We start from the raw sequence: 22,319 nt of genomic DNA on the forward strand, positions 1-22,319 counted from the left end.
CCATTCGGTAAGGACTGTGGCACGAATATGGCCGATGGTTGATCGTAACGCAACACAGCGCCGAACTCGTCGCAAGCCGAAGCCGCTCGACCGCATGCGGCTGCGCGACCTGGCGCTGGCCTATGTGGCGCGCTTTGCGACCAGTGCGGGCAAGCTGGAAAGCTACCTCAAGCGCAAGCTGCGCGAGCGTGGGTGGGAGGACGAAGGCGATCCCGGTGTCGATGTTCTCGTCGCCGATTTCGTGGACAAGGGCTATGTCGACGATCGCGGATACGGGAAAATGAAGGCGGGCGGCCTGCTGTCACGCGGATATGGCGCGCGGCGGGTCGACGAAACGCTGCGGGCAGCGGGTATCGACGAGGGGTTGCGCAGCGAACTCGCCCCCGGCGAACGCGAGGCGCGCGAGGCGGCGCTCGCACTGGCCCGGCGCAGGCGTTTCGGACCTTTTTCCACGCCTCCCGCAGACGAGACGGGCGAAATGCGTCACAAACGGAATGAAAAGCAGCTTGCAGCGATGGTTAGGGCGGGGCACACCTTCGCGCACGCTCAGGCCATCCTTTCCGCTGCCGATGAGGCGGCGCTGGAAGAATGGCTCGAAGAAGCCGATCTGTGGGATTGATGAGATGAAGTTCGAATTCGCTTTGCCGGTGTTGCGCAGCGGCGCAATCTGCCTGGCGCTTGCCATGGCCGCCTGTGCGCCTGCCGGGACCGCCGAGGAACCGGCCAGCGCCGCGTCGCAACAGGCGGAGGCGGTACACCCGGTTTCCGGCTTGCAGATTATCCCGGTTACCGTGAGCAGCGGCGATACGGTCCATACCTTCCGCGCTGAACTCGCCAAGTCGCGCGAGGCGCAGGCGCAGGGCCTGATGTTCCGCACCGAACTGGCCGACGACGAGGCGATGATCTTCCCGAGCGAGCCGCAGACCGCGCGCAGCTTCTGGATGAAGAACACCCCCATCCCGCTCGACATCATCTTCATCGGGACCGACGGGCGCATCCTCAATATTGCCGCCATGACACAGCCCTATTCGCTCGAATCGGTCTATTCGGTGGGCGTGACAAGCGGCGTTCTGGAGATTCGCGGCGGCCTTGCCGAAGAACTGGGCATCGAACCCGGCGACATGGTCGAATGGTGAGAGCGAAATACACTACGCATGCGCTTGGCGCGCGCGCGGGAATCAGCTAGGCGCGCCGATTATGAATCCTCTCGCAAAGATCTTCACCTGGTGGAACGGTGCCACCATCGGCACGATGCTGTGGTCCTCGCGCAATGGCGAACACGTCGGCACCGACGCGCAGGGTAACAAGTATTACCGCTCCAAGAAGAAGGGCGAAGGCCAGCGCGAACGCCGCTGGGTGATCTACGAGGGTGCAAACGACGCCAGCCGCGTCCCCGCGGAATGGCACGGCTGGCTCCACGGATCGGGCGACGATGTGCCCGAAAGCTTCCTTCCGGCACCGCGCATCTGGGAAGCCGATTATACGCCGAACGCCACCGGGACTGGCAATGCCTATCGTCCGCAAGGCGCGCTCGAGCGTGGCGGCAAGCGGGCGCGTGCGGTCGGCGATTACGAAGCCTGGTCGCCGGACGCCTGATCATGGCCCGCACCGGCCTGCTCCTTGGCGCTGCTCTGGTGCTTGGCGCGTGCTCGCAGGACCCGCCCGAGCCGGAAGCCGTCAGTACCGAAATTCCCGAGGAATTGCAGCGTGTCGAGCTGCCCGAAATCGCCGCTGCCGAAGCGGGGATCGGCACGCCGCTGGAAGAGCGCGTGGCGACCATCGGCCTGCTCAACAAGCGCAACAACGAGACGCAGGACCTCGAAATGCGTCCGGGCGACCAGAAGCGCGTGGGCGATGTCATCATCAGCCTCGCTTCGTGCGAGCGGACCGCTCCGTGGGAAATGCCGCAGGAAACGGGCGCTTTCGTGCAGGTCCTGGTGCGCGAACGCGGCAGCCAGAACGACTTCAACCGCATTTTTTCCGGCTGGCTGTTCAAGAACTCGCCCAGCCTCAACGTGGTCGAGCACCCGATCTATGACGTCTGGGTCAAGGACTGCGCGATGGAGTTCCCGGGCGAAGAATGAGCGTTCGCCACAGCGATGATCTGCGGGATCGAACCCTGGGGTTCTCCGCGTGCCGCCCGCAGCAATTGCAGGTAATCCGATTGCGGCATGGCCACCGCGCCCAGTGAGGCGAGGTGGTCGGTCATGAACTGGCAGTCGAGCAGGCGGTAGCCCGCCTCGCGCATCGCGGCGACCAGCCACGCCAGCGCCACCTTGCTTGCATTGTCGGCGCGGCTGAACATGCTTTCCCCGCAAAACACTCGGTCGAAGGCGACACCGTATAGCCCGCCCACGAGTTCTTCATCGCGCCATACCTCTATCGAATGGGCATGGCCGGCCTTGTGCAAGGCGATGTAGCTCGCCTCGATCTGGTGGCTGATCCAGCTTTCCGCGTGTTCTTCGCGAGGCTCGGCGCAAGCGGCAATGATTGCGGCGAAGTCGGTATCGCAGGTAACGCGAAAGCGATTCTGGCGCAGGATCTTGCGCAAGCTCGACGACATGCGAAATCCGTCCAGCGGGATCACCGCCCGTTCGCGCGGCTCGACCCAGTATACTTCGCGATCGTCCCGGTGATCGGCCATCGGGAAAACGCCGCTGCGATAGGCATGCAGCAGCAGATCGACGGGAATCGTTTCTGGGACGGGGGCGTGCATAGTGCGCGGTTCCTAACAGTTTGCGCAGATATGCGATACGCATCTTGCCAGCGGGGCGCGTTGCGACTAATGCGCCCGCTCGGCTGCAGGGGTGTAGCTCAGCTGGTAGAGCATCGGTCTCCAAAACCGAGGGCCACGGGTTCGAATCCTGTCACCCCTGCCATTTCCTCTCGGGAAGGCCATTTCCTCTTCAATGGCTTGTCGATGATGGCTCCGCGCACTATCGCGCGGGTCATGACAGAAGAAGAAAAGCAAAAGCGCGATCTAGCCGATCGCAAATTCTATCCGGCACAGCAGGAAGCCCAATTCGAAAAGAAGGGCCTCGAAAAGCACACGCCGCAGACCGAACATCCCTCCTACAAGCTGGCATTCCAGGACAAGGACTTCCTCCTGCGCGAGGAACTGCGCCCGGTCCGCTTCCAGCTCGAACTGCTCAAGCCCGAAATGATCCTCGACGAAGCCGGTGTCGGCTCGACGCTGGTCATGTACGGCAGCGCCCGCATTCCTCCGCCCGAAGCGGCCGAGGAAGCGCTGGAAGGCGCGAAGGACCTGCCCGAAGACGAGCGCAAGGTGGTCGAAAGCCTTGTCGCCAAGAGCAAGTATTACGCCGAAGCCATGAAGCTGGCGAAAATGGCGACCGAAAAGTCGATCATCGAAGACGGCAAACGCCAATTCGTCGTGTGCTCGGGCGGCGGCCCCTCGATCATGGAAGCAGCCAATCGCGGCGCCAGCGAAGCGGGCGGCGAATCCATCGGCCTCAACATCATCCTGCCGCACGAGCAGGCACCCAACCAGTACGTGACGCCCTACCTTTCGCTCAACTTCCACTATTTCGCGCTGCGCAAGATGCACTTCCTGCTGCGTGCGCGCGCCGTGGCGGTGTTCCCGGGCGGGTTCGGTACATTCGACGAGTTCTTCGAACTGCTGACGCTGATCCAGACCGGCAAGATGAAGCCCATGCCGATCCTTCTCTTCGGCGAGGATTTCTGGAAGCGCGTCGTCAATTTCGAGGCGATTGCCGAAGAAGGCACGATCTCGAAAAAGGACCTCGACCTGTTCCGCTGGTGCGAAACGGCCGAGGACGCCTGGCAGCACATCAGCAATTTCTACGGCCTCTAAGGCCTGCCAACCGGAAGGCTCAGCCCAGCTTGCGCACCGCCTGGTGCCCGAGCGGGCCTGAGCCTCCGCCGAATTCGGGTGCGCTCTCGATCGCTGCATAGACGAACCCGCGCGCGAGCCTGATCGCGTGGGTGGTCGGCTGGCCATAGGCGAGGAAAGTCGCCAGCGCTGCCGACAAAGTGCAGCCGGTTCCGTGCGTGTGGCGTGTGTCGATGCGGTGATGGCCGAAGCTGGCGACCTTGCCGGTGGAGGAAACCACCCGGTCGAGTACCTCGTCGCCCTCGCCATGCCCGCCCTTCGCCAGCACTATGGTGTCGTACTTTTCCGCCAGTTCGCGCGCGGCATCGAAGACATCCTCGTCCGCAATGTTCTCGCGTCCTGTCAACGCTGCCAGCTCCGGCAGGTTGGGGGTGACGATGGTAGCTATTTCCATCAGCGCCCCGAACGCACCGATAGTGGCCTCGCTCGCCAGTTCGGAGCCGCTGGTGGCAACCATGACCGGGTCGAAGACGATCGGTCCGGCAAAGGTGTCCAGCCGTTCCGCCAGTTGCATTGCAATTTGCGATGATCCCAGCATCCCGATCTTGATCGCATCGGCCCCGATGTCGCCAAGACAGCTTTCGACCTGGTCCATCACCAATTCGGGGTGCATCACCTCGACACCCTGGACGCCGCGCGTGTTTTGCGCCGTCACAGCAGTGATCGCGCTCATCGCATAGCCGCCGAGCATGGTGATCGTCTTGATATCGGCCTGGATGCCCGCCCCGCCCGAACTGTCCGAGCCGGCAATGGTCAGGATACGGGGAGGCGCACCCATCATGCCTTGTGCTTTCGCACGGTGCTTGCCGGATATTTTTCCAGCAGTTTTTTGGAGCGGGTCGGGCGGTCCATCAGCTCGCCCCCGCAATTGGGGCACAGATCGTCCAGTTCATCCGCGCATTCGGTGCAGAAGGTGCATTCGAAGCTGCAGATAAAGCTGCCGGGCTTGTCGGCTGGCGTATCCGCGCCGCAGCGTTCGCAGTCGGGGCGCATTTCCAGCATCAGGCGGCATCCTTCACGGCATCGCAAATCCGGTCGACGACGCGTTCGACCTGCTCTGCATCGTCGCCCTCGGCCATGACCCTGATCACGGGTTCGGTGCCGGAAGGCCGGATGACGAGGCGGCCGCTCCCTTCGAGTTCCTTTTCGGCTTCCGCGATGACTGCTTTGACGCTGTCGGCCTCCAACGGCTTGCCGCCGGAGTAGCGCACATTCTTGAGAAGCTGCGGCACGGGGTCGAACACATGTAGCAACTCGCTGGCCGGCTTGCCCGATCGCACCAGGCTGGCAAGGACGCGCAGCGCGGCGACAGTGCCGTCTCCGGTGGTCGCATGGTCGAGCAGGATCATGTGGCCGGATTGCTCGCCGCCGATGTTGAACCCGCCTTGCTTCATTTTCTCGAGCACATAGCGATCGCCGACCTTGGCCCGCTCCAGCGTCAGGCCGAGCCCTTCGAGATAGCGCTCGAGACCAAGGTTGCTCATGACGGTCGCAACCACACCGCCGCCCGACAAGTCGCCGCGCGCATGCAGGCGCGACGCGATCAGGGCCATGATCTGGTCCCCGTCGACCGCGCGTCCCTTCTCGTCGATCACGATCAGGCGATCGGCATCGCCATCGAGCGCGATCCCGATATCGGCGCCTTCCTCGACCACACGGGCCTTGATTGCATCGAGCGAAGTGGAGCCGACATCGCGGTTGATATTGGTGCCGTCGGGCTCGACGCCCATGGCGATGACATCCGCGCCCAGTTCCCAGATCGCCGACGGCGCGACCTGGTAGGCAGCGCCGTTGGCGCAATCGACCACCACCTTGAGACCATCGAAGCGGATGTCGCTGGCCACCGATTGCTTGATCGCGTGAATATAGCGGCCGCGCGCATCGTCGATCCGGCGGGCCCTGCCGATCCGGTCGGCCTGGACGAGAAGCGGTTCCTGCTCGAGCAGCAGTTCGATCGATGCCTCCGCCTCGTCGGAAAGCTTGAACCCGTCGGGGCCGAACAGCTTGATGCCATTGTCCTCGAACGGATTATGGCTCGCCGAGATCATCACGCCGAGGTCCGCGCGCATTTCGCGGGTTAGCAGGGCAATGGCCGGGGTGGGCAGGGGGCCGGTCATGATCACGTCCATGCCCACGCTGGTGAAACCGGCTACCAGCGCGCTTTCCATCATGTAGCCGGAAAGCCGCGTGTCCTTGCCGATGACGACCCGGTGCCTGTGGCCGCCGCGCAGGAAGTGTGTTCCCGCGGCCTGGCCTACGCGCATGGCCGTGGCGGCAGTCATCACGCCCTCGTTCGTGCGTCCGCGAATGCCGTCGGTGCCGAAGAATTTGCGTGACATTTTTCTATGCGCTCCCTTGCCTGTGACCGCTTCTTGGCCGTGATTGATGCGGAATAAAAGCCATGGCGCCATTTTTCCGAGCCGCTATGCAACCTCGTGCCTGCCCATGCGTTGTCAGGGCAAACCGAAAGTTCAACACGAATACCGAAAAGGGGATCCATTCATGGCATTTCAGCTGATCGACCTGCCTTACGACGACACCGCGCTGGAGCCGGCCGTGTCCGCCAAGACGCTGTCCTACCACCACGGCAAGCACCACCAGGCCTATATCGACAAGACCAATGCCGCGATCGAGGGCACCGATCTTGCGGACAAGAGCCTGGAAGAAGTCATCGCCGCTGCGCGTGACAGCAACCAGGGCCTGTTCAACAATTCCGCACAGAGCTGGAACCACGGTTTCTACTGGCATTCGATGGCGCCGTCGGAAACGTCGATTTCCGATGAACTCAAGAGCATGATCGAAGCGTCCTTCGGTTCGGTCGATGAACTCAAGTCGAAACTCAAGGACCGCGGTGCAGGCCACTTCGCCAGCGGCTGGGTCTGGCTCGCCGAAAAGGACGGCAAGCTGTCCATCGAGGAAACCCACGACGGCGACACCCTTGCCGACCACGAGGGTGTGAACCCGCTTCTCGTGATCGACCTGTGGGAGCACGCCTATTACCTCGACCACCAGAATGCGCGTCCGGCCTATCTGGACGCCGTCAGCGGCAAGCTGAACTGGAGCTTCGCGCACGACAATCTGTCGCGCGGCTCGACCTGGACCTACCCCTCGTAAGTCCGGCAAGATTCAGGGAAGGCCCGCTGCACTCCGGTGCGGCGGGCTTTTTCGTGTCAGGAAGCGGTTTGCTCGTCGTTTTCGTCGCTGAACACGCTGGCAGTAAACAGCGGCTCGCCGAAGATGAAGCCGACCAGGTTCGGCCTGCCGATATGGTCGAACAGGGCGGTCAGCATCAGCAGGATCGGCACCGAGAGCAAGGCGCCGAACGCGCCCCAGATCCAGGTGAAATAGGACAGGGCGATCAGGATCATGACCGGGTTCATGGTGAAGCGCGCGCCCAGGATGGAGGGCGTGATAGCGTTGGCCTCGATCGTATGCAGACCGAGGTAGGCGAGGGCCGGGACAAGACCCAGCAGGACCGTGTCCGCCGTCCCGATCCCGAAAAGCGCGAGGAGGCCGACCATCAGGGTCGGGCCGATATAGGGCAGGAAGTTGAGGATGGCCGCGAGCCCGCCCCACATGATCGGCGCATCCACGCCGAGCGCCCATGCGCCCAGCGCCACGATCACGCCTACCACCGCGTTGATCCAGCCAACGGTGAGGATGTAGGCGGCCACCCGGTCCTGGACCTCCCGCAATACGCGCGCCGCCTTGATGCTGGTCCCGAAGCTAGTCCGGCCGAACAGCAGTTTCTGGCGCAGGCGAATGCGCGATTCGATCATGAAAAAGGCCATAAGGAGGGTCAGGATCACCTCGATCACCACCGTCGGGGTGGCGAAGGCGATTTCTTCGAGGAAGCTCGGAGTGGCAAGGACGACCTCGCGCGGCTGCCCTTCGCGGGCCATCAGGTCGGCCAGCTGGTCGTTGACCTGCGCGACCCATGAAAAGCGTTCTTGCAATTCGCCGAACCGTTCGCCCACGCGCTGCACCAGAGCCGGCAGCTCGTCGAACAGTGTGATCGCCGGTTGCAGGATGAGCGCGAGCGCCAGCAGCAGGATCGCGAAAAATATCAGCAACGAGACCAGCGAGGCGAGCGCATTGGGGAGGCCCCAGCCGTTCAGCTTGTCCGCCAGCGGAGAAAGGATGACCGTGAGGATCACGGCCGTGACCACGGGCAGGAACACGATGGCCCCGATCGAGAGAACGAAGGGGAGGGCGAGGAAAAGGCCGACGCCCAGCAATAGCACCAGAGCAGAAATCAGCCGCAGTTCCTGCTGCGCAAAGGCATTGCGTTGCCCCTGCCGGCGAACCGGGGGCGGGGTTTGCGGGGCAGGCACCTGGTCGGTCATGTCTGGCCTATGTGCCGTGCAGCGGTCGGCGGGACAAGTTCGGGCTTTCCCGTCAGTTGCGTGACGCCATGCCCTGGCCGGCGGCGACTTCGTCGAGCTCTTCCAGGATTGCGCGATGGGCCGTGTCGTCGTCGATCGAGCGCTTGGGGATCGATCCGTCTGCGAGCATCGAATTGAGCGTTGCGCGCGCACGGCCCACACGGCTCTTGATGGTCCCGACAGCGCAGCCGCAGATGTTGGCCGCTTCCTCGTAGGAGAAGCCGCCGGCACCGACGAGCAGCAAGGCTTCGCGACGTTCGGGTGGTAGCGTCAGCAAGGCACGGTGCATATCGGACAGGTGGATCGGTTCTTCCTGTCCGGCAGGTGCGGTGAGCACCCGTTCGGCAACCGTCTCGTCATATTCGCCGCGGAAGCGATTGCGGCGCATGTCGGTCAGATAGGCATTGCGCAGGATCACGAAGGTCCAGGCGCGCATGCTGGTGCCCGGCTGGAAGCGTTCCTGTGCCGCCCAAGCCTTGAGCAAGGTTTCCTGGACGAGATCGTCGGCCATGTCCGCACGGCCGCAAAGCCCGCGTGCAAACGCACGAAGGTGCGGCACGACGTCAGTCAGTTCGCGTTTGAAATCGGCTTTCTCGGAAGCCGTCCGCTGCTCACTTTCCATCAGTCCTTCGAGTCCAGCTTCGACAAGAGGTCCTTGAATGTATCAGGAAGTGGCTCATCGACAACGGAATCGTAAAGCTGGCGCAAGCCATTCGCCCATTGGGGCTGGCTTTCGCTCTTACTCTTCGACGTCCGGTCTGCGCTTTCGGGCAGCTTTCCTTCGGAAGATGCAGGGGAAGTCATCGTGCTGAAAATAAGTCCTTGTCCTCGCAACAAGCGGTCCGGTGGGTACCGGCCCCATCGCTGCTTACGATCCCTCTAGTGCACCCGTAACGTCGCAAACGGGATCGGGTTCCAGCCGCGCCCATATAAATAAGTGGACTGCCCGCCGCCTTGGAACCATCCGGTGCGCGAGGGATATTAGGGGGCAGACCGCAAGACCAGACGGGGAAGAACAGGTGGTTGAGGAAAGGCTCATGCGCAAGGGGGTGCGCCAGCGATGGCTGGTCGACTATCCGCGCTTGGTTCCTCTCGCCATTTTTCTGCTCGTTGCCGCAGTCACCGCGCTCAGCGTTTTTTCGATCGAGAGCGGACAACGCATTCGCGAGGAAGCAGAGCTGACCCGCAAGGCGCAGGCCATGGCGTTCGCGATCGAACGGCGGGCCTACTCCAACTCCGCTTTCCTCAGGGCTGCCGGCGCGCTGTTCGGCTCGCAGGACGAAGTGGATTCCGAGACCTTCCGCCAGTTCGTGGCAGAGCTGAGGCTGGATTCCGACTATCGCGGCGCGGAAGGTATCGGCTGGGCCCCGGCAATCGATTCAGGGCAGGTCGCAGAAGTCGAATCCGTCCTGAACCAGGGCAAACTGCGCTCGCTCCGTCTCCGACCGAGCATTGTCGAAGAACCCCGCTCGCAACTGGTCCCGGTGCTGTTCCTCCAGCCCGATACCCTGCGCAACCGGCGTGCGCTCGGCTTCGACATGTATTCCGAGCCTGTCCGGCGCGAAGCGCTCGACGAGGCGACCCGTACCGAGCGACCGACCGCAACGGGCCGTGTGACGCTGGTGCAGGAAGGGGGCGGCAAGGAGCCGGGCTTCCTGATCTATATGCCCGTGTTCGAGGGCGGCATCGGAAATAGGACACTCAAGGGCTTCGTCTACAGCCCGTTTACCGCATCGCAGTTCCTCACCTCTGCGGCCGAACTCGTCTCGGGCGAAGAAACGCCTGTTCGCTTGTTCGATATCGACGAGGGCGAACGCGTGCTGATGGCACAGCGGCAGGGCTGGGATCCGGATCGCTCGACGGTCGATCGCCAGGTCGACCTGGCAGGCAGGGAGATGCTGCTGGTCGTCCAGGCGAGCAATGACAACACGCTCTCATCGCTCTCGATGATCACGCTCCTGTTCGGACTGGCGGTCGCCAGCCTGCTACTGGTCGTCGCGCGCCTCCTGACGCAGCAGGCGCAGGAAGACAGTCGCTCGCTCGACTGGTTCGCCGAACAGAACTCGATCCGCAATTCGTTGACGCGCGAGCTCAATCACCGGGTCAAGAACACGCTCGCCAACGTGCTTTCCATCGTCTCGCTCACGCGCCGCAGGGCGGAGAATCTCGACGATTTTGCCGAAGGCATCGACCAGCGCATCCGGGCCCTTTCGGCAACCCACGATCTTCTGACCCAATCTGAATGGGGCACCACCCCGATCCGGTCGGTCATCGAAGTCGAACTGGCGCCCTATGCCAACGATGCCGATCACGACCTCGTGATCGAAGGGCCGCCGGTCGAACTGGCGCCCAACGATGCCCTGTCGCTCGGGCTCGCCATCCACGAACTGGCGACGAACGCTGCGAAATACGGCGCGCTCAGCACCAGGGGCGGGAAGGTGTCGATTATCTGGACGCTCGTCAACGAGCGGCTCGCCCGGATCGACTGGACCGAGAGCGGTGGTCCGCGCGTAACAGAGCCGACCAAGCGCGGCTTCGGCACGGACCTTATCGAAAAGATCGTGGCCCATGAGCTGCGCCATCCGGTCGATCTGGAATTCCTGCCGACCGGCGTGCGCTGCAAGCTGCTGGTGCCGGTGCGCGAACCCAGCGAATTTGCGCTGAGAAGTCCGCCGACACAGCTTGAGGAACAATAGGCCCGGCCAGGCAGGCTTGCCGGAGCAGGACACAAAAAACGCCGCCGGGACATGGGTCCGGGCGGCGTCTTGCTTTTGGGGCGTAGATCAGCCCAGCGGGCGGCTCGATCCGAAGAACAGGGCCTGGCTGATGGCAGCGCGCACCGTCTGTTCCTGGAACGGCTTCGTCACGAGATAGGTGGGTTCGGGACGATCGCCGGTGAGCAAACGCTCGGGATAGGCCGTGATGAAGATCACCGGTACGCTGTCGATCGCAAGAATATCATCGACTGCATCGAGGCCCGAAGATCCGTCGGCCAGCTGGATGTCGGCCAGCACCAGGCCGGGCGTCTTCTGGGCGACCACTTCCTGTGCTTGCGTGCGGGTGGCGGCGGTACCGCACACCTCGTGACCCAGAGAAGTGACGAGGTCTTCCAGCTGCATCGAAATGAGCGGTTCGTCTTCGATGATGAGGACGCTGGTCGAGCTTTCGCGGTCGATTTCGCTGACCGCTTCCTGCACGAGGCTCTCGATCTCGGACGGCTCGACTTCCATGATCTCGCTCGCCTGTTCGACGGAGAAATCCTCGAGCGTGGTCAGCAGCAAGGCCTGCCGGTTCAGCGGCGTGATCGATTTCAGCCGATCCTGAGCGGCAGTCTCGTGATCACCTCCGGCCGGTTCCTGCACATCGAGATAGGCGCTCGACCAGACTTTGTTGAATGCGCGGTAGAGGGGGACGCGGCCACCCTCCAGCGACGCCTTCAGGTCGTCGTCTGCCAGAGCAGCTTCCAAGGTTGCGCGTACGAACGCGTCACCGGTTGCCTGAGATCCGGTAAGTGCCCGCGCATAACGGCGCAGGTAAGGCAAGTTTTTCGCGATTTGGTCACCAAGCGACATATAACCCCTTCCGTGGTTTGCGCGCATTGAACGCGCCGCCGAGCGAACGGTTCCTAGTTCCGCTCGGGAAATCATGATGTTTGACAAATGTTTCAATCGAAGCGACCAAGTGCGCGCTGGAGAGGGTTAATAAGGGGGTGCGAGTGTTCGAGATTGCTGAGCCCTATGCGTGTCAGGAATGTCCGCTGCAGGACTGTCCCGGACTGCGCCCGCTCGACGATGCACAGCTGGCATATATGCAGTCCGTCAAGGATGCCGAGTTCAGTTGCGAGCGCGGCGACATCGTTCTCAAGGAGGGCGATGAAACTGACCACCTTTTTACCGTCCTGGACGGGGTGGCAATTCGCTATCTCGAGCTGGAGGACGGTCGGCGCCAGATCATCAACTTCATGTTCCCCGGCGATCTCATCGGCCTGCAGGGCGCCTTCGACGAACCGCTGAGCCATTCGGTCGAGGCGGTCCTGCCGCTGCGCCTGTGCCGTTTCCGTCGCAGCGACTTCGTGCATCTTATCAGGGAGCACCCGCGGCTCGGCTTCGACATTACCTGGCTGGCGGCCAAGGAAGAAAACGCGCTGGAAGGGCATATCGTATCCCTCGGCCAGCGCAGCGCGCGCGAGCGGGTCGTATACCTTGCTGCCTGGCTGCTCGACCGTGCGCTTGCCACCGGCATTGCGCGGGACGGCAACAAGCTATCGATGGCTATCACGCAGTCGCAGATCGCGGACATGCTGGGCCTGTCGCTCGTTCACACCAACCGGACGATCAAGTCGCTCGATCGCGACGGGCTGGTCCAGTGGAGCTCTCGCGAAATCTGTGTTCCGGACATGGACAAGGCGGCGCAGTTCGCCAGTTTCGAGCGGTCCGAAAAGGGGCACCGACCCTTCGTCTGAACCGGCGGAAGAAAAAAATTCAAAAAATTTCGATGGGCGGGGAACCCCATTCCCGTCGAGACATTTCTACTATGTCACCGCCGAGACCCCCCTCCCGTCCAAGCGGCTGGTGATACGATCCCGAAAGGCCTTCGCTCCAAGAGAGCGGAGGCCTTTTTTCTTGGACAGCAGGCAAACGGCGAAAAACAGGCAGGTCCGATCTGCCGCGGGCGCTTTGTAGAACGGAAGGGAGAGGTTAGCCGGGGCGCAAGGCGCCGCGCAGGCGCGAGATCATGCCACGCTTTTCGGGCTGGCACAGCACATCGACCAGTACGGCGGGATCATAGGGCTTTTCGAGGATGCTGCCCATTTCGGCGATATGCTCGGGAATGTCCTTGGGCTGGCCGGTCGAAAAGATGATCCGGGGGCTGTCGGGACCCAGTGCCTTCACCAGCTCCGCTATGGCCCAGCCATCATCGCGGTCGGCGAGGTGCACGTCGAGAACGATCGCGTCGGGCTGTTTGCGGCGCAGCGCCTCGAGCGCAAGGTCGGTCGTCGAACAGATTTCCACCTGCTTGACGCCCGCAGCTTCGAGCGCGTCTTCCAGCATGACGCCAAGAATGGCCTCGTCTTCCACGACAAGGACATGTTCGGGCATTTTGCAGGTAGATGATGGCGCGCGTGCGATGATGGTCGGTCCCGATTGATAGGCCCGTGAATTCGGCGCCTATTCCCGAAAGGACGAAGGGGCCAACCGGTTCCCACCGGCAACACAATCGGACGCAGAGTTGCCCCGGCGCAACGTTTCCGGGCTTACAGAGCCTTTTCGTAGACCACGTATTCGCGGTTTATCTGGCTATCGATCGCATCGGCGATCGCCTTCATCCCCTGGTTGTCGTCGAGGATCCAGCCGATCTCGCCGCGGCGGGCCTTGTACTTGGTCGCTGCCACATCGCGGATTTCGCTGATCATCATGAAGGCAAGCTGGCTCGCGAGGCGCGAGTTGTGCAGTTCCTTCAGCACGCCCATCAGCGGTACGCGCATATCGGCCTGCTTTGGCTTCTTGAGCCAGCGCAGCAGCTTGAACCAGCCGAACGGCAGCAGCTTGCCGCCGATTTCCTTCAGCGGGCGGTTGATGTCGGGGAAGGTGAGCATGAACGCGACCGGCTTGCCGTCGAGTTCCGCAATCATGTTGAGATCTTCATGGATGATGGGCCGCAGCTTCTTGCCCGCATGCTCGATCTCGGCTTCGGTGAAGGGGATGAAGCCCCAATTCTTCGACCATGCATCGTTGAGGATATGGAGGATCGTCTCGACTTCCTCGTCCCACCGTTTCTTGTCGACCTTGCGCACGTGGATGCGCTCGTTGCGCTCGCCCGACTTCACGATGCGGCGGATCAGGGGCGGGAATTCCTGCTGCACGTCGAGATCGTAGGTGAGGAGGCGCTTGGCTTCGCCGTATCCGGCCTGCTCGATCCACTGCGCATAGTGGGCCGGGTGGTGCCCCATCATGATCATGGGGGCATGGTCTTGGCCGCTGACCAGCAGGCCCGGTTCTTCCCAGATGGACAGCGAAATCGGGCCGAGGGCGCGCGTCATCCCGCGTGAGCGCAGCCATTCCTCGGCCTTGGCAAGAAGGGCGCTGGCCACCGCCTCGTCCTCGGCATCGAAATAGCCGAACAGGCCGGTCCCGGGCCCCATGCCCTGTTCGCGTGGCAGCTCAAGGGCGAGATGGTCGATATGGGCCGAAATCCGTCCGACGGGCTTTCCGTCGCGGCGGGCAATGAAAAGCTGGACGTCGGCATGCTCGAAAAACGGGTTTTTCGCCGGATTGACCAGTTCCAGCTGCTCGGAGCGTAATTGCGGGACGAAATGCGGCTCCCGCGCGGAAAATTCCCGGCCCAGGTCGACAAAGGCCGCGCGCCCTTTCTTGCCATTTGCCTCTTCGATTACGATATTCTGGTCAGCCACGCAGCACTTCCCTTGTTCAGCCGGGGTTAGCCCTGCGTATGGCACATGATCTTTGTCAAGGAATCGCGCGCGACCGATCACTATGATCGAGACCCGAGACTGTCATTTTTCGCGCCGATCCACTAAGGCTCCCCCCAGGAAACGACCATGAACGCTGAACAGACAATTCCTGCTGCAAATCCCGCGCCTTCGCGCGATATGCGCGGCTGGCATTCGCAAATCGCCGACGACAAGGCGATGCTGCGCGGTGCGCGCGATTTGACCAAGGATATCGCCGAACACCGTGCCTCGATCTACTGGACCGACATGGTCGGCTCGGCGCTGCTGGGTTACGCCTCGCTCGCCGGTGCCATCCTGACGCAAAGCACTGCGCTGGCAGTCGTGCTGGCGATCGTATCGGTGCTGGCGCTTTATCGTGCACTCCTGTTCATCCACGAAATCTCGCATTTCCGGAACGGGGCGCTGCCCGGTTTCCGCGGAGCGTGGAATGCGCTGGTCGGCATCCCGATGCTGACGCCATCCTTCATGTACGAGCAGGTTCACACGCTGCATCACAAGCGCACGCAATACGGCACGGTCGAGGATCCGGAATATCTCCCTCTCGCCCTGATGAAGCCGTGGAGCCTGCCGCTGTTCGTCATTATCGCAATCCTTGCGCCGGTGGCCCTGCTGTTCCGCTTTGCGATCCTTGTGCCGCTGGGCGCGATCATTCCGCCGATCCGCCGCCTGACCTGGCAGCGTGCCAGCGCGCTGGCGATCAATCCGGAATTCCGCCGTCGCCCGCCCGAAGGCGACCTGCGTCCACGGGTCATGCTGCTGGAGCTGGGCGGTTTCGTGTGGTCGTGGATGCTGATCGGCAGCGTCTTCGCTTTCGGCTGGAAGCCGCTCCTCTTCGCCCTGGGCGTTGCCTCCGTCGTCGCACTGCTCAACCAGCTGCGCACGCTGGTCGCGCATCTGTGGGAGAACGAGGGTGAGGCCATGACCGTCACCGCGCAGTTCCTCGACAGCGTGAATGTGCCGCCGCCGGGCGTGATCGCCGAAATCTGGGCACCGGTGGGCCTGCGCTATCACGCGCTGCACCACCTCATGCCATCGATGCCCTACCACTCGCTGCCCGAAGCGCACCGCCGCCTCGTGCGCGAACTGGGCACGGAATCGACCTATCACGGTGCGAACCATGCCGGGATGGGCGTGCTGGTAGCCCGCATTGCCCGCAGCACGATGGGTGGCCGCAAGGGCTGAGCGCCCTTAGCCTAAAAACCTGATCATCGCGCAGCGTCGTTCACGCGGGAGGCCGTGCGCGACCTCCTGCTCGATCTCGGCTGCAAGCCGTGGATGGGCCTCGAAATCCTCGACCGTCTCGAAACCCAGTCGCGCATAGAACGGCGCGTTCCAGGGCACGTCGATGAATGTCGTCAGGGTGAGCGCGGCAAACCCGCTGTTGAGCGCATCGACACCGATGGCTCGCAACAGGACCGCACCGATCCCCTGCCCCTGCATGGCGGGGAGAACCGAAAACTCGCGGATGTGCAATTCGCGGCGGTGTGGTTCGGTGGACAGGAAGCCGACGATGCGCCCTTCGCTTTCGGCCACCAGGCAATGACCCTTGCGGATCATGGCGCGCTGCTTCTCCGCGGTGATCGCATGCATGCCGGCCACGCCGGACAGGCCTTCGACTTCGAGGAATAGCCTGCCTGCCGCGCGTTCGATCGCCGGCAGGTCCTCGGCATCGTCCGGCTTTGCGAGCCGGATGCTCCAGCCGGTCATTCCTCGGTCCGGATCAGGACGGTTTCACCGATCAGGAGGAAGAGGAAGAAGGGCGCCCAAGCGGCGAGGAAGGGCGGATACCCGCCGAAATTGCCCATCGCCAGCGCAGCGTTGTCGACGACGAAATAGGCAAAGCCCAGTGCCATGCCGATCAATGCGCGCACGAAAAGCTGGCCCGATCGCGCCAGTCCGAAGGCGGCCACTGCGCCGAGCAGAGGCATGAGGAATGAAGACAGCGGGCCGGACAGCTTGTGCCACCACTTGGCGCGCATTTCGCCGGTGCGCCTGCCGGCTTCTTCATAGGCGTCGATCGTCGGCCCGAGCTCCCAGAAAGGCACGGCATCGGGATCGATGCGGGCTAGGTCGATCTGGTCGGGGGTGAGGCCTTCACCCACCACGATCTCGTCACCCGTGGCGTAATTCGCCGTGGCGACTTCGAAGCGTTCGATGTCTTCCAGTTTCCAGCCCGGCGCCGCGTAGGTGGCGCGGTCCGCCACGATCTGTTCCAGGATCGCGCCCTCGGCATTGCGGCGATAGAAGGTGACCTTGCGCATGGCGATGGCATTGCCCCGTCCGGCCAGTTGGGCGGCGGTCATGACATTCTCGCCATCGGTCAAATAGACATTGGCGCGCACGTTGGATTCTTCGGGAATGGGACCGTATTCCGCCGCCTCCCATGCCTTCAGGGTTGCGGTCGCGCGGGTGACCAGCCGCTCGTTGAAGACGAAACTGAGGGCTCCTACGACCAGCGCAGTCAGCAGCAGCGGGGCAAGCACCTGGTGGGCGGACAATCCGGCCGCCTTCATCGCGATGACCTCGCTGTTCTGGTTGAGCGTGACCAAAGAGATCAGTGTTGCCAGCAGCACCGAATAGGGAAGGAAGCGCTGGATCAGCTGCGGTATCCTGAGGCTGGCATAGGTCAGCAGTTCGCCCTGGCCATTGCCTTCGACCGCCAGGATCTTGCCGCTGTTCGACAGCAGGTCGAGCATCATCAGCACCAGCACCAGCATGACCAGCACCGCCAGGATGCGGACCACGAAAAGTTTCGCGAGGTAGAGCGTCAGCGTGCGCGAGGGGAAAAAGTCGAGTTGCACCGATCAGCCCTCCGCCGCCAGTTCATCGTCGTCGGTATGGAGATGGGGTCGGCGCCTACGCCTGAATAGCTTGCCGATCCTCTTGGAAATCTTGGCGAACCAGCTCTCCAGCGCGCCGATCGCTTGCCCGCCCGGCACGAAGGCCACGCGCCAGTACATCCACAATATCAGCGCGGCGAAGACCACGAATGGCCCCCACAGGGCAAGGATGGGATCGGCAAGGCCGAGCGCGGCCACGTCCTCTCCGTACTGGTTTATCTTGTGGTAGGCGACGACCATGATGATCGACAGGAAGACGCCCAGCGCGCTGGTCGATCGCTTGGGCGGTATGCCGAGTGCGACAGCGAGCAGCGGCATCAGCGCCATCATGACCACTTCGACCAAGCGGAAATTGAAGCTGGCCTGGCTGGCGTCGCGCTTGTCCTCGGTCTGGTTGTCGGCCCAGCCGATGCGAAGAAGTTCGGGCAGGATGTATTCGCGCTCGTCCTCTCCGCGCGCCCTGAACTCCTCGATCGCAGGCAGGTCGATGGGCAGGTCGTGGCGGGTGAATGTCAGTACGCGGGGGGTCTGGCCCCCCGTGTCCTGGATTATGGTGCCCTCGGTCAGACGCAGGATTATCGTGTCGGGATCGTCGGTCGTGGCGAGAAACGCACCCTCGCGTGCGGAGATCGACAGCACCTGGCCCTTGTCGTTGGCGACGCGTGCGAAAATGCCGATCAGGCGGCGGCCGTCGTCTTCGCTTTCCTCGATCCTGAGCGCCATGCGGTCGGCGAGCGTGGTGAACTCGCCCACCTTGATCGATGCCCCCAGCGCACCCGAGCGCAATTCGTATTCGAGGCGTTCGTAGGTGAAGCGGCTGACGGGCTGGACGAAGAAAACCAGCGCCACGTTGATGGCCATGAAGACCATGGTGATGATGTAGGGCACCCGCAGCAGGCGGCCGTAGCTGAGGCCCACGGCGCGGAAGACGTCCAGCTCGCTCGTGGTGGCTAGCTTGCGGAAGGCGAGCAGGATGCCCAGCAGCAGGCCCAGCGGAATCGCGAGGCTGGCATATTCGGGAACGAGGGTCGCCAGCATCTTGAAGACGACACCGATCGGCCCGCCTTCCACCGCCACGAAATCGAGCAGGCGCAACATCTTGTCGAGCGTGAGCAGCGATGCGGCGAGCGCGAAGACGCCCAGCATCGGCACGATCACCAGCCGGAAGATGTAGCGGTCGATGGCGGGAAGGAAATTGAGCACGCGGTTTCCGGTTTCTTGGCGTTCGGGCGGCTCTAGCGAGAAATTACCCGCACGTCATGCCCTACCGGAAAGGAGGAGAGAGATGGCTGTCAGGCCTTTTCTAACGTGCATTGCAGCGGGTGCTGGTTCTCGCGGGCGAAATCCATCACCTGGTTCACCTTGGTCTCGGCCACTTCATAGGGAAAGACGCCGCAGACGCCGACGCCCTTCTGGTGGACGTGGAGCATGACGCGGGTCGCTTCTTCCATGTTCATGCGGAAGAAGCGCTTCAGCACGATGACGACGAATTCCATCGGCGTGTAGTCGTCGTTCAGTAGCAGGACCTTGTACTGGCTCGGCTTCTTGGGCTTGGCGCGGGTCTTGGTCGCGAGACCGGTCTGGCCTTCGCCCTCGCGGGTATCGTCGTCGTCGCCATTAGCGGCGCGGATAGCGGGGAGGGCGGTGTAGTCGGTCATCAGAAGCGGCAATATCGTATCGTTTCACCAAATCGCAAGGCGTCAGTCGCCCCGTGCGCCGTCGCGGGTTAAGAAAATGTCGAAACGCGCGCTTGCGGTACGAAAAAGGAAACGGGCCGAACGACAGTGATGTCGTCCGACCCGTCCTGTCCAACCACCGGGCGAGGGAGAGAGGAGAGAGAGCCCGGTGGATTGAAGTCAGTTTGCCTTAGGCAGCCTTGCGGACCTTTTCGGCAGCGAGGCTGAAGCGGCTCGAAAGCGGAGCGAAAGCTTCGTTGGCCAGCTTGACCATGGCTTCGGTGTTCTTCGAAGTGGTCGAAACCATCGCGTCGAAGTTGCGACGTGCGATTTCACCCTGGAGCTGGAAGAGTTCGGTCGGCGACTTGATCGCAGCGAACTTCTTGACGTCGCCCTGGACGGTTTCGGCAGCCGACTTTGCTTCTTCGACATAGGTGCGGCCCATGTCCTGCATGCCGTTGGCGAGGATCTTGCCGGATTCGACGAGAGCTTCGAAGTTGCCCTTCTGGAATTCGACGACGTCCTGGGTCATTTCGGCACCCTTGTCGTAAGCGGCCTTGGCACGGGTCTGCACGTCGGCAGCAACTTCCTTCGCTTTGGCGGTGTAGTCGGTGGTCTTTGCGTTCTTGGCAGTGGCCATGATGGTATCCTTCAACTTGGAAATCGGGGTGGTAGCGGTCGCGGGCTTCTTGGCTGCGGCCTTGGTCTTCGCAGGCGCTGCCTTCTTGGCGGCGACCTTCTTGGGAGCGGCCTTCTTCTTGGCCGGTGCCTTCTTGGCAGCGACCTTCTTGGCCTTGGCCGGAGCAGCCTTCTTCTTGGCTACCGGCTTCTTCTTGGCAGGTGCGGCAACGGCCTCGGCGACCTTGTCGGTCTTGACCGGTGCGCTCGTGTCCGCTTCGACTGCCTTTTCGACGGCCTTCACGTTCACTTCGCCCTTGGCCGCGTCGGCGGTCTTCTTTTCCGCTGCATCGGCGAATGCCTTTTCTGCGGCGGCGTCAATTTTGCTCTGGCTGTCAGCCATGGGAAACCTCGTTTTGTTGCAGTGCACAAAATAGGCATTGCAACTGCGAAGTCAAGGCTTTTTTGTGCAGTGCACAATAAGTCGCGACGAGGCGTGTTTTCAGCAGGTTATACCGCGATCAGCGGGTGGCGACGTAGCGTCCGGGCGCGTCCTCGATGACCTTGTCGCCCTTTCCGCCCGGCTTTCTTTTGCCGGTCGCGGGCACGGTTTCGCCGTCCTGCTGGCGCAGCCAGTCGATCCAGTCCGGCCACCAGCTTCCCGGATGCTCTTCGGCTCCTTCGCGGAATTCGGCGAGGCTGCGCGGTGAGCCGTCATTCGTCCAGTACTGGTACTTGCCGGAGGAGGGAGGATTGACCACGCCTGCGATATGGCCCGATCCGGCCAGCACGAAGCGCAAGGGACCGCCGAAATGTTCGGTGATCCGCCAGACGCTTTCGGCCGGCGCAATGTGGTCTTCCTTGCCCGCCTGCACATAGGTGGGGGTGTTCACCCGGCCAAGATCGACCGGCGTATTGTCGACCGTCAGCGCGTCGCCCTCGACGAGCCGGTTGTCGCGATAGAGGTCGCGCAAATACTGCTGGTGCCACTTGGCGGGAAGGTTGGTGACGTCCCCGTTCCAGTGCAGCAGGTCGAAAGCCGGATAGTCTTCGCCCAGCAGGTAATTGTTGACCACGTAATTCCAGATCAGGTCCGTGCCGCGCAGCAGGTTGAAGGTCGCGGCCATGTAGCGCCCGTCCAGATAGCCGTCGGGCGACAGGCCCTTGATCGCGGCCAGCTGCTGGTCGTCGATGAAGTTGAGCAGCTCGCCCGCCTTTTCGAAATCCACCTGCGCGGTGAAGAAGGTCGCGCTCTTGACCTTATCCTCCTGCTCGCGGCGGTGGAGGATCGCCAGCGTGGCGGCCAGCGTGGTCCCGGCCACGCAATAACCGATCGCATGGACGCTCGGCACGTCCAGCCGCTCGCGCACATGGTCGATCGCGTCGATCTGTGCGCGCACGTAGTCGTCCCAGATCACGTCCTTCATGCTGGCGTCGGCCGATTTCCAGCTGACCATGAAAACGGTCACGCCCTGGTCGACCGCCCATTTCACGAAGCTCTTCTTCGCGTTGAGATCGAGGATATAGAACCGGTTGATCCACGGCGGGAAGATGATGAGCGGCGTTGCCATGACCTTGTCGGTCGTGGGGGAATACTGGATCAGCTGGTAGATTGGGGTCTCGTGTACCACCTTGCCGGGCGTGGTGGCGATATTCTCGCCCAGGGTGAACGCGCTTGCATCGGTATGCGACAGCTGGCCCCGGCGCATGTCGGCCAGCATGTGCTCCATGCCTTTGACGAGGTTGTCGCCGCGGGTTTCCAGCGTGCGCTCCATCACCACCGGATTGAGAAGCGGGAAATTCGCAGGGCTCGCCGCTTCGGTGATCGCCTTGGTGGTAAAGCGCAATTGCTCGCGCTGCTGCGGATTGAGATTGTCCGCCTTCTCGACCATTTCCGCGACGCGTTCGGCCAGGAACAGGTAGGTCTGGTGGATCAGGGCGTAGGCGGGATGGGCGCGCCATTTCTCGTCGGCGAAGCGGCGGTCCTTGCGCGGCAACTCGACCTCGCCGCCGTGCTTTTCCGCTGCCTTGGGGCCAAGGCCGTACTGGCCCAGCACGTCTTCCCACAGGCGCATGCCCTCTTCCATCAGGGCTTTCTGCTGTTCCGCCTGCGCCAGCGGCATCTTCTGGTACCAGTCGGTCGCCAGCGCCATCCAGCGCGCGGGATCGAAATAGGGCACCAGGGCCTGCGGGTTGGCGAGTTGTTCCGATTGGTACTGCAGCCACATGGCCTGCAGCTTAGCCCCGACTTCTGCCCAATGCTGCGCATCTTCCGGCGAAACCGCGCCGTCGATCCCTTTTGCCGCATCCATCGTGCCCATCATCGGCGCGAACATGGCGCGCATCAGCTTGGCGGGGCCTTCGTACATGTTGGTGAAGGGATCGGGCGTATCGGTCATGGCAATCCTCTGGCGTCGAAGCGCGTCTTTAGTCACTTACACGATAATTCGCACA

General features: G+C 62.6%; 25 protein-coding genes and 1 tRNA gene. 10 read left to right on the forward strand and 16 right to left on the reverse strand.

The window, feature by feature from the left end:
- The first annotated feature begins 34 nt into the window (after nucleotides 1–34).
- The 4 genes from K3179_RS07480 (at nucleotide 35) to K3179_RS07495 (ending at nucleotide 2,084) form a co-directional block, all read left to right on the forward strand.
- Nucleotides 35–619, forward strand: a complete 585-nt coding sequence (locus K3179_RS07480) for a regulatory protein RecX (RefSeq protein WP_221563627.1) — start codon at nucleotides 35–37, stop codon at nucleotides 617–619.
- A 4-nt stretch (nucleotides 620–623) separates the two neighbouring features.
- Nucleotides 624–1,136, forward strand: a complete 513-nt coding sequence (locus K3179_RS07485) for a DUF192 domain-containing protein (protein WP_221563629.1) — start codon at nucleotides 624–626, stop codon at nucleotides 1,134–1,136.
- A gap of 61 nt (nucleotides 1,137–1,197) precedes the next feature.
- Nucleotides 1,198–1,596: an NADH:ubiquinone oxidoreductase subunit NDUFA12 gene (locus tag K3179_RS07490; protein WP_090476298.1), complete on the forward strand. Its 399-nt coding sequence runs from the start codon at nucleotides 1,198–1,200 to the stop codon at nucleotides 1,594–1,596.
- 2 nt (nucleotides 1,597–1,598) lie between these two features.
- Entirely contained in the window at nucleotides 1,599–2,084 is a 486-nt protein-coding gene (locus K3179_RS07495) for a DUF2155 domain-containing protein (RefSeq protein WP_221563631.1), read from the forward strand.
- Here K3179_RS07495 and aat read toward each other — a convergent pair.
- Nucleotides 2,033–2,716, reverse strand: a complete 684-nt coding sequence (gene aat, locus K3179_RS07500) for a leucyl/phenylalanyl-tRNA--protein transferase (protein WP_221563633.1) — start codon at nucleotides 2,714–2,716, stop codon at nucleotides 2,033–2,035. The two genes, K3179_RS07495 and aat, sit on opposite strands and share 52 nt — an antisense overlap.
- Nucleotides 2,717–2,803: 87 nt before the next feature.
- Between aat and K3179_RS07505 the strand changes: the two genes are divergently transcribed.
- Nucleotides 2,804–2,879, forward strand: a tRNA-Trp gene (locus tag K3179_RS07505).
- A gap of 71 nt (nucleotides 2,880–2,950) precedes the next feature.
- Nucleotides 2,951–3,835: an LOG family protein gene (locus tag K3179_RS07510; RefSeq protein WP_221563636.1), complete on the forward strand. Its 885-nt coding sequence runs from the start codon at nucleotides 2,951–2,953 to the stop codon at nucleotides 3,833–3,835.
- Between the two features lie 19 nt (nucleotides 3,836–3,854).
- Here the strand turns inward: K3179_RS07510 and thiD are convergent, their stop codons facing one another.
- From thiD to glmM, 3 genes are read right to left on the reverse strand one after another with little or no spacing between them, the layout of a single operon-like run.
- Nucleotides 3,855–4,655, reverse strand: a complete 801-nt coding sequence (thiD, locus tag K3179_RS07515; RefSeq protein ID WP_221563638.1) for a bifunctional hydroxymethylpyrimidine kinase/phosphomethylpyrimidine kinase — start codon at nucleotides 4,653–4,655, stop codon at nucleotides 3,855–3,857.
- Nucleotides 4,652–4,876 (reverse strand): DUF1272 domain-containing protein, encoded by a 225-nt coding sequence (locus K3179_RS07520; RefSeq protein ID WP_221563640.1) that lies wholly within the window; start codon nucleotides 4,874–4,876, stop codon nucleotides 4,652–4,654. Before K3179_RS07520 ends, thiD begins: the two co-directional genes overlap by 4 nt.
- Complete coding sequence (gene glmM / locus K3179_RS07525) at nucleotides 4,876–6,213, reverse strand: phosphoglucosamine mutase (RefSeq protein ID WP_221563642.1); 1,338 nt, start codon at nucleotides 6,211–6,213, stop codon at nucleotides 4,876–4,878. The genes K3179_RS07520 and glmM overlap by 1 nt, the downstream gene beginning before the upstream one ends.
- Nucleotides 6,214–6,376: 163 nt before the next feature.
- On the opposite strand from glmM, the gene K3179_RS07530 reads away from it, so the two are divergent.
- A complete protein-coding gene (locus K3179_RS07530; RefSeq protein WP_221563644.1) occupies nucleotides 6,377–6,988 on the forward strand; it encodes a superoxide dismutase in 612 nt (203 codons plus the stop codon).
- Between the two features lie 56 nt (nucleotides 6,989–7,044).
- On the opposite strand, the gene K3179_RS07535 is transcribed toward K3179_RS07530, so the two are convergent.
- From K3179_RS07535 to K3179_RS07545, 3 genes are read right to left on the reverse strand one after another with little or no spacing between them, the layout of a single operon-like run.
- Nucleotides 7,045–8,220, reverse strand: a complete 1,176-nt coding sequence (locus tag K3179_RS07535) for an AI-2E family transporter (protein ID WP_221563646.1) — start codon at nucleotides 8,218–8,220, stop codon at nucleotides 7,045–7,047.
- Nucleotides 8,221–8,272: 52 nt separating this feature from the next.
- Entirely contained in the window at nucleotides 8,273–8,881 is a 609-nt protein-coding gene (locus tag K3179_RS07540) for a sigma-70 family RNA polymerase sigma factor (RefSeq protein ID WP_221563648.1), read from the reverse strand.
- Entirely contained in the window at nucleotides 8,881–9,063 is a 183-nt protein-coding gene (locus K3179_RS07545) for a NepR family anti-sigma factor (RefSeq protein WP_221563650.1), read from the reverse strand. Before K3179_RS07545 ends, K3179_RS07540 begins: the two co-directional genes overlap by 1 nt.
- 233 nt (nucleotides 9,064–9,296) lie before the next feature.
- On the opposite strand from K3179_RS07545, the gene K3179_RS07550 reads away from it, so the two are divergent.
- On the forward strand, nucleotides 9,297–10,955 hold the full coding sequence (locus K3179_RS07550) for a CHASE domain-containing protein (protein WP_221563652.1): 1,659 nt from the start codon (nucleotides 9,297–9,299) through the stop codon (nucleotides 10,953–10,955).
- Between the two features lie 87 nt (nucleotides 10,956–11,042).
- Here K3179_RS07550 and K3179_RS07555 read toward each other — a convergent pair whose 3' ends face one another.
- Nucleotides 11,043–11,831 carry a response regulator gene (locus tag K3179_RS07555; RefSeq protein ID WP_221563654.1) on the reverse strand — a complete coding sequence of 263 codons (789 nt, stop codon included), beginning with the start codon at nucleotides 11,829–11,831 and terminating at the stop codon, nucleotides 11,043–11,045.
- A 143-nt stretch (nucleotides 11,832–11,974) separates the two neighbouring features.
- Here K3179_RS07555 and K3179_RS07560 point away from each other — a divergent pair, with 143 nt between their 5' ends.
- Nucleotides 11,975–12,721 carry a Crp/Fnr family transcriptional regulator gene (locus tag K3179_RS07560; protein WP_221563656.1) on the forward strand — a complete coding sequence of 249 codons (747 nt, stop codon included), beginning with the start codon at nucleotides 11,975–11,977 and terminating at the stop codon, nucleotides 12,719–12,721.
- Nucleotides 12,722–12,956: 235 nt separating this feature from the next.
- On the opposite strand, the gene K3179_RS07565 is transcribed toward K3179_RS07560, so the two are convergent.
- Nucleotides 12,957–13,358, reverse strand: coding sequence for a response regulator (locus K3179_RS07565; RefSeq protein ID WP_221563658.1), 402 nt, complete (start codon nucleotides 13,356–13,358; stop codon nucleotides 12,957–12,959).
- Nucleotides 13,359–13,513: 155 nt separating this feature from the next.
- A complete protein-coding gene (locus K3179_RS07570) occupies nucleotides 13,514–14,671 on the reverse strand; it encodes a GNAT family N-acetyltransferase (RefSeq protein WP_221563660.1) in 1,158 nt (385 codons plus the stop codon).
- A 147-nt stretch (nucleotides 14,672–14,818) separates the two neighbouring features.
- Here K3179_RS07570 and K3179_RS07575 point away from each other — a divergent pair, with 147 nt between their 5' ends.
- On the forward strand, nucleotides 14,819–15,913 hold the full coding sequence (locus K3179_RS07575; protein WP_221563662.1) for a fatty acid desaturase family protein: 1,095 nt from the start codon (nucleotides 14,819–14,821) through the stop codon (nucleotides 15,911–15,913).
- A 6-nt stretch (nucleotides 15,914–15,919) separates the two neighbouring features.
- On the opposite strand, the gene K3179_RS07580 is transcribed toward K3179_RS07575, so the two are convergent.
- The 6 genes from K3179_RS07580 to K3179_RS07605 all read right to left on the reverse strand — a co-directional run bounded on the left by K3179_RS07580 (nucleotide 15,920) and on the right by K3179_RS07605 (nucleotide 22,264).
- A complete protein-coding gene (locus tag K3179_RS07580; protein ID WP_221563665.1) occupies nucleotides 15,920–16,438 on the reverse strand; it encodes a GNAT family N-acetyltransferase in 519 nt (172 codons plus the stop codon).
- Nucleotides 16,435–17,532 (reverse strand): LPS export ABC transporter permease LptG, encoded by a 1,098-nt coding sequence (gene lptG / locus K3179_RS07585; protein ID WP_221563668.1) that lies wholly within the window; start codon nucleotides 17,530–17,532, stop codon nucleotides 16,435–16,437. The genes K3179_RS07580 and lptG overlap by 4 nt, the downstream gene beginning before the upstream one ends.
- A gap of 3 nt (nucleotides 17,533–17,535) precedes the next feature.
- On the reverse strand, nucleotides 17,536–18,774 hold the full coding sequence (locus tag K3179_RS07590) for an LptF/LptG family permease (protein ID WP_221563670.1): 1,239 nt from the start codon (nucleotides 18,772–18,774) through the stop codon (nucleotides 17,536–17,538).
- 89 nt (nucleotides 18,775–18,863) lie between these two features.
- Nucleotides 18,864–19,229: an ATP-dependent Clp protease adapter ClpS gene (clpS, locus tag K3179_RS07595; RefSeq protein ID WP_160595538.1), complete on the reverse strand. Its 366-nt coding sequence runs from the start codon at nucleotides 19,227–19,229 to the stop codon at nucleotides 18,864–18,866.
- A gap of 208 nt (nucleotides 19,230–19,437) precedes the next feature.
- Nucleotides 19,438–20,268 carry a phasin family protein gene (locus K3179_RS07600; RefSeq protein ID WP_221563673.1) on the reverse strand — a complete coding sequence of 277 codons (831 nt, stop codon included), beginning with the start codon at nucleotides 20,266–20,268 and terminating at the stop codon, nucleotides 19,438–19,440.
- A 118-nt stretch (nucleotides 20,269–20,386) separates the two neighbouring features.
- Entirely contained in the window at nucleotides 20,387–22,264 is a 1,878-nt protein-coding gene (locus tag K3179_RS07605) for a PHA/PHB synthase family protein (protein WP_221563675.1), read from the reverse strand.
- Between the last annotated feature and the right edge of the window lie 55 nt (nucleotides 22,265–22,319).

The sequence above is a fragment of the Qipengyuania intermedia genome (genome assembly GCF_019711615.1).
GTDB classification, from domain to species: Bacteria; Pseudomonadota; Alphaproteobacteria; order Sphingomonadales; family Sphingomonadaceae; genus Qipengyuania; species Qipengyuania intermedia.

Excerpts from the sequence above, each read along its gene's own strand:
- K3179_RS07580 (WP_221563665.1), bottom strand. The coding sequence starts at position 16,438 with ATGACCGGCTGGAGCATCCGGCTCGCAAAGCCGGACGATGCCGAGGAC.
- K3179_RS07480 (WP_221563627.1), top strand. The coding sequence starts at position 35 with ATGGTTGATCGTAACGCAACACAGCGCCGAACTCGTCGCAAGCCGAAG.
- K3179_RS07535 (WP_221563646.1), bottom strand. The coding sequence starts at position 8,220 with ATGACCGACCAGGTGCCTGCCCCGCAAACCCCGCCCCCGGTTCGCCGG.
- K3179_RS07530 (WP_221563644.1), top strand. The coding sequence starts at position 6,377 with ATGGCATTTCAGCTGATCGACCTGCCTTACGACGACACCGCGCTGGAG.
- aat (WP_221563633.1), bottom strand. The coding sequence starts at position 2,716 with ATGCACGCCCCCGTCCCAGAAACGATTCCCGTCGATCTGCTGCTGCAT.
- K3179_RS07565 (WP_221563658.1), bottom strand. The coding sequence starts at position 13,358 with ATGCCCGAACATGTCCTTGTCGTGGAAGACGAGGCCATTCTTGGCGTC.
- K3179_RS07575 (WP_221563662.1), top strand. The coding sequence starts at position 14,819 with ATGAACGCTGAACAGACAATTCCTGCTGCAAATCCCGCGCCTTCGCGC.
- K3179_RS07605 (WP_221563675.1), bottom strand. The coding sequence starts at position 22,264 with ATGACCGATACGCCCGATCCCTTCACCAACATGTACGAAGGCCCCGCC.
- clpS (WP_160595538.1), bottom strand. The coding sequence starts at position 19,229 with ATGACCGACTACACCGCCCTCCCCGCTATCCGCGCCGCTAATGGCGAC.
- glmM (WP_221563642.1), bottom strand. The coding sequence starts at position 6,213 with ATGTCACGCAAATTCTTCGGCACCGACGGCATTCGCGGACGCACGAAC.
- K3179_RS07540 (WP_221563648.1), bottom strand. The coding sequence starts at position 8,881 with ATGGAAAGTGAGCAGCGGACGGCTTCCGAGAAAGCCGATTTCAAACGC.
- K3179_RS07600 (WP_221563673.1), bottom strand. The coding sequence starts at position 20,268 with ATGGCTGACAGCCAGAGCAAAATTGACGCCGCCGCAGAAAAGGCATTC.
- K3179_RS07545 (WP_221563650.1), bottom strand. The coding sequence starts at position 9,063 with ATGACTTCCCCTGCATCTTCCGAAGGAAAGCTGCCCGAAAGCGCAGAC.
- K3179_RS07550 (WP_221563652.1), top strand. The coding sequence starts at position 9,297 with ATGCGCAAGGGGGTGCGCCAGCGATGGCTGGTCGACTATCCGCGCTTG.
- K3179_RS07485 (WP_221563629.1), top strand. The coding sequence starts at position 624 with ATGAAGTTCGAATTCGCTTTGCCGGTGTTGCGCAGCGGCGCAATCTGC.
- thiD (WP_221563638.1), bottom strand. The coding sequence starts at position 4,655 with ATGATGGGTGCGCCTCCCCGTATCCTGACCATTGCCGGCTCGGACAGT.
- K3179_RS07495 (WP_221563631.1), top strand. The coding sequence starts at position 1,599 with ATGGCCCGCACCGGCCTGCTCCTTGGCGCTGCTCTGGTGCTTGGCGCG.
- K3179_RS07555 (WP_221563654.1), bottom strand. The coding sequence starts at position 11,831 with ATGTCGCTTGGTGACCAAATCGCGAAAAACTTGCCTTACCTGCGCCGT.
- K3179_RS07490 (WP_090476298.1), top strand. The coding sequence starts at position 1,198 with ATGAATCCTCTCGCAAAGATCTTCACCTGGTGGAACGGTGCCACCATC.
- K3179_RS07510 (WP_221563636.1), top strand. The coding sequence starts at position 2,951 with ATGACAGAAGAAGAAAAGCAAAAGCGCGATCTAGCCGATCGCAAATTC.
- K3179_RS07520 (WP_221563640.1), bottom strand. The coding sequence starts at position 4,876 with ATGCTGGAAATGCGCCCCGACTGCGAACGCTGCGGCGCGGATACGCCA.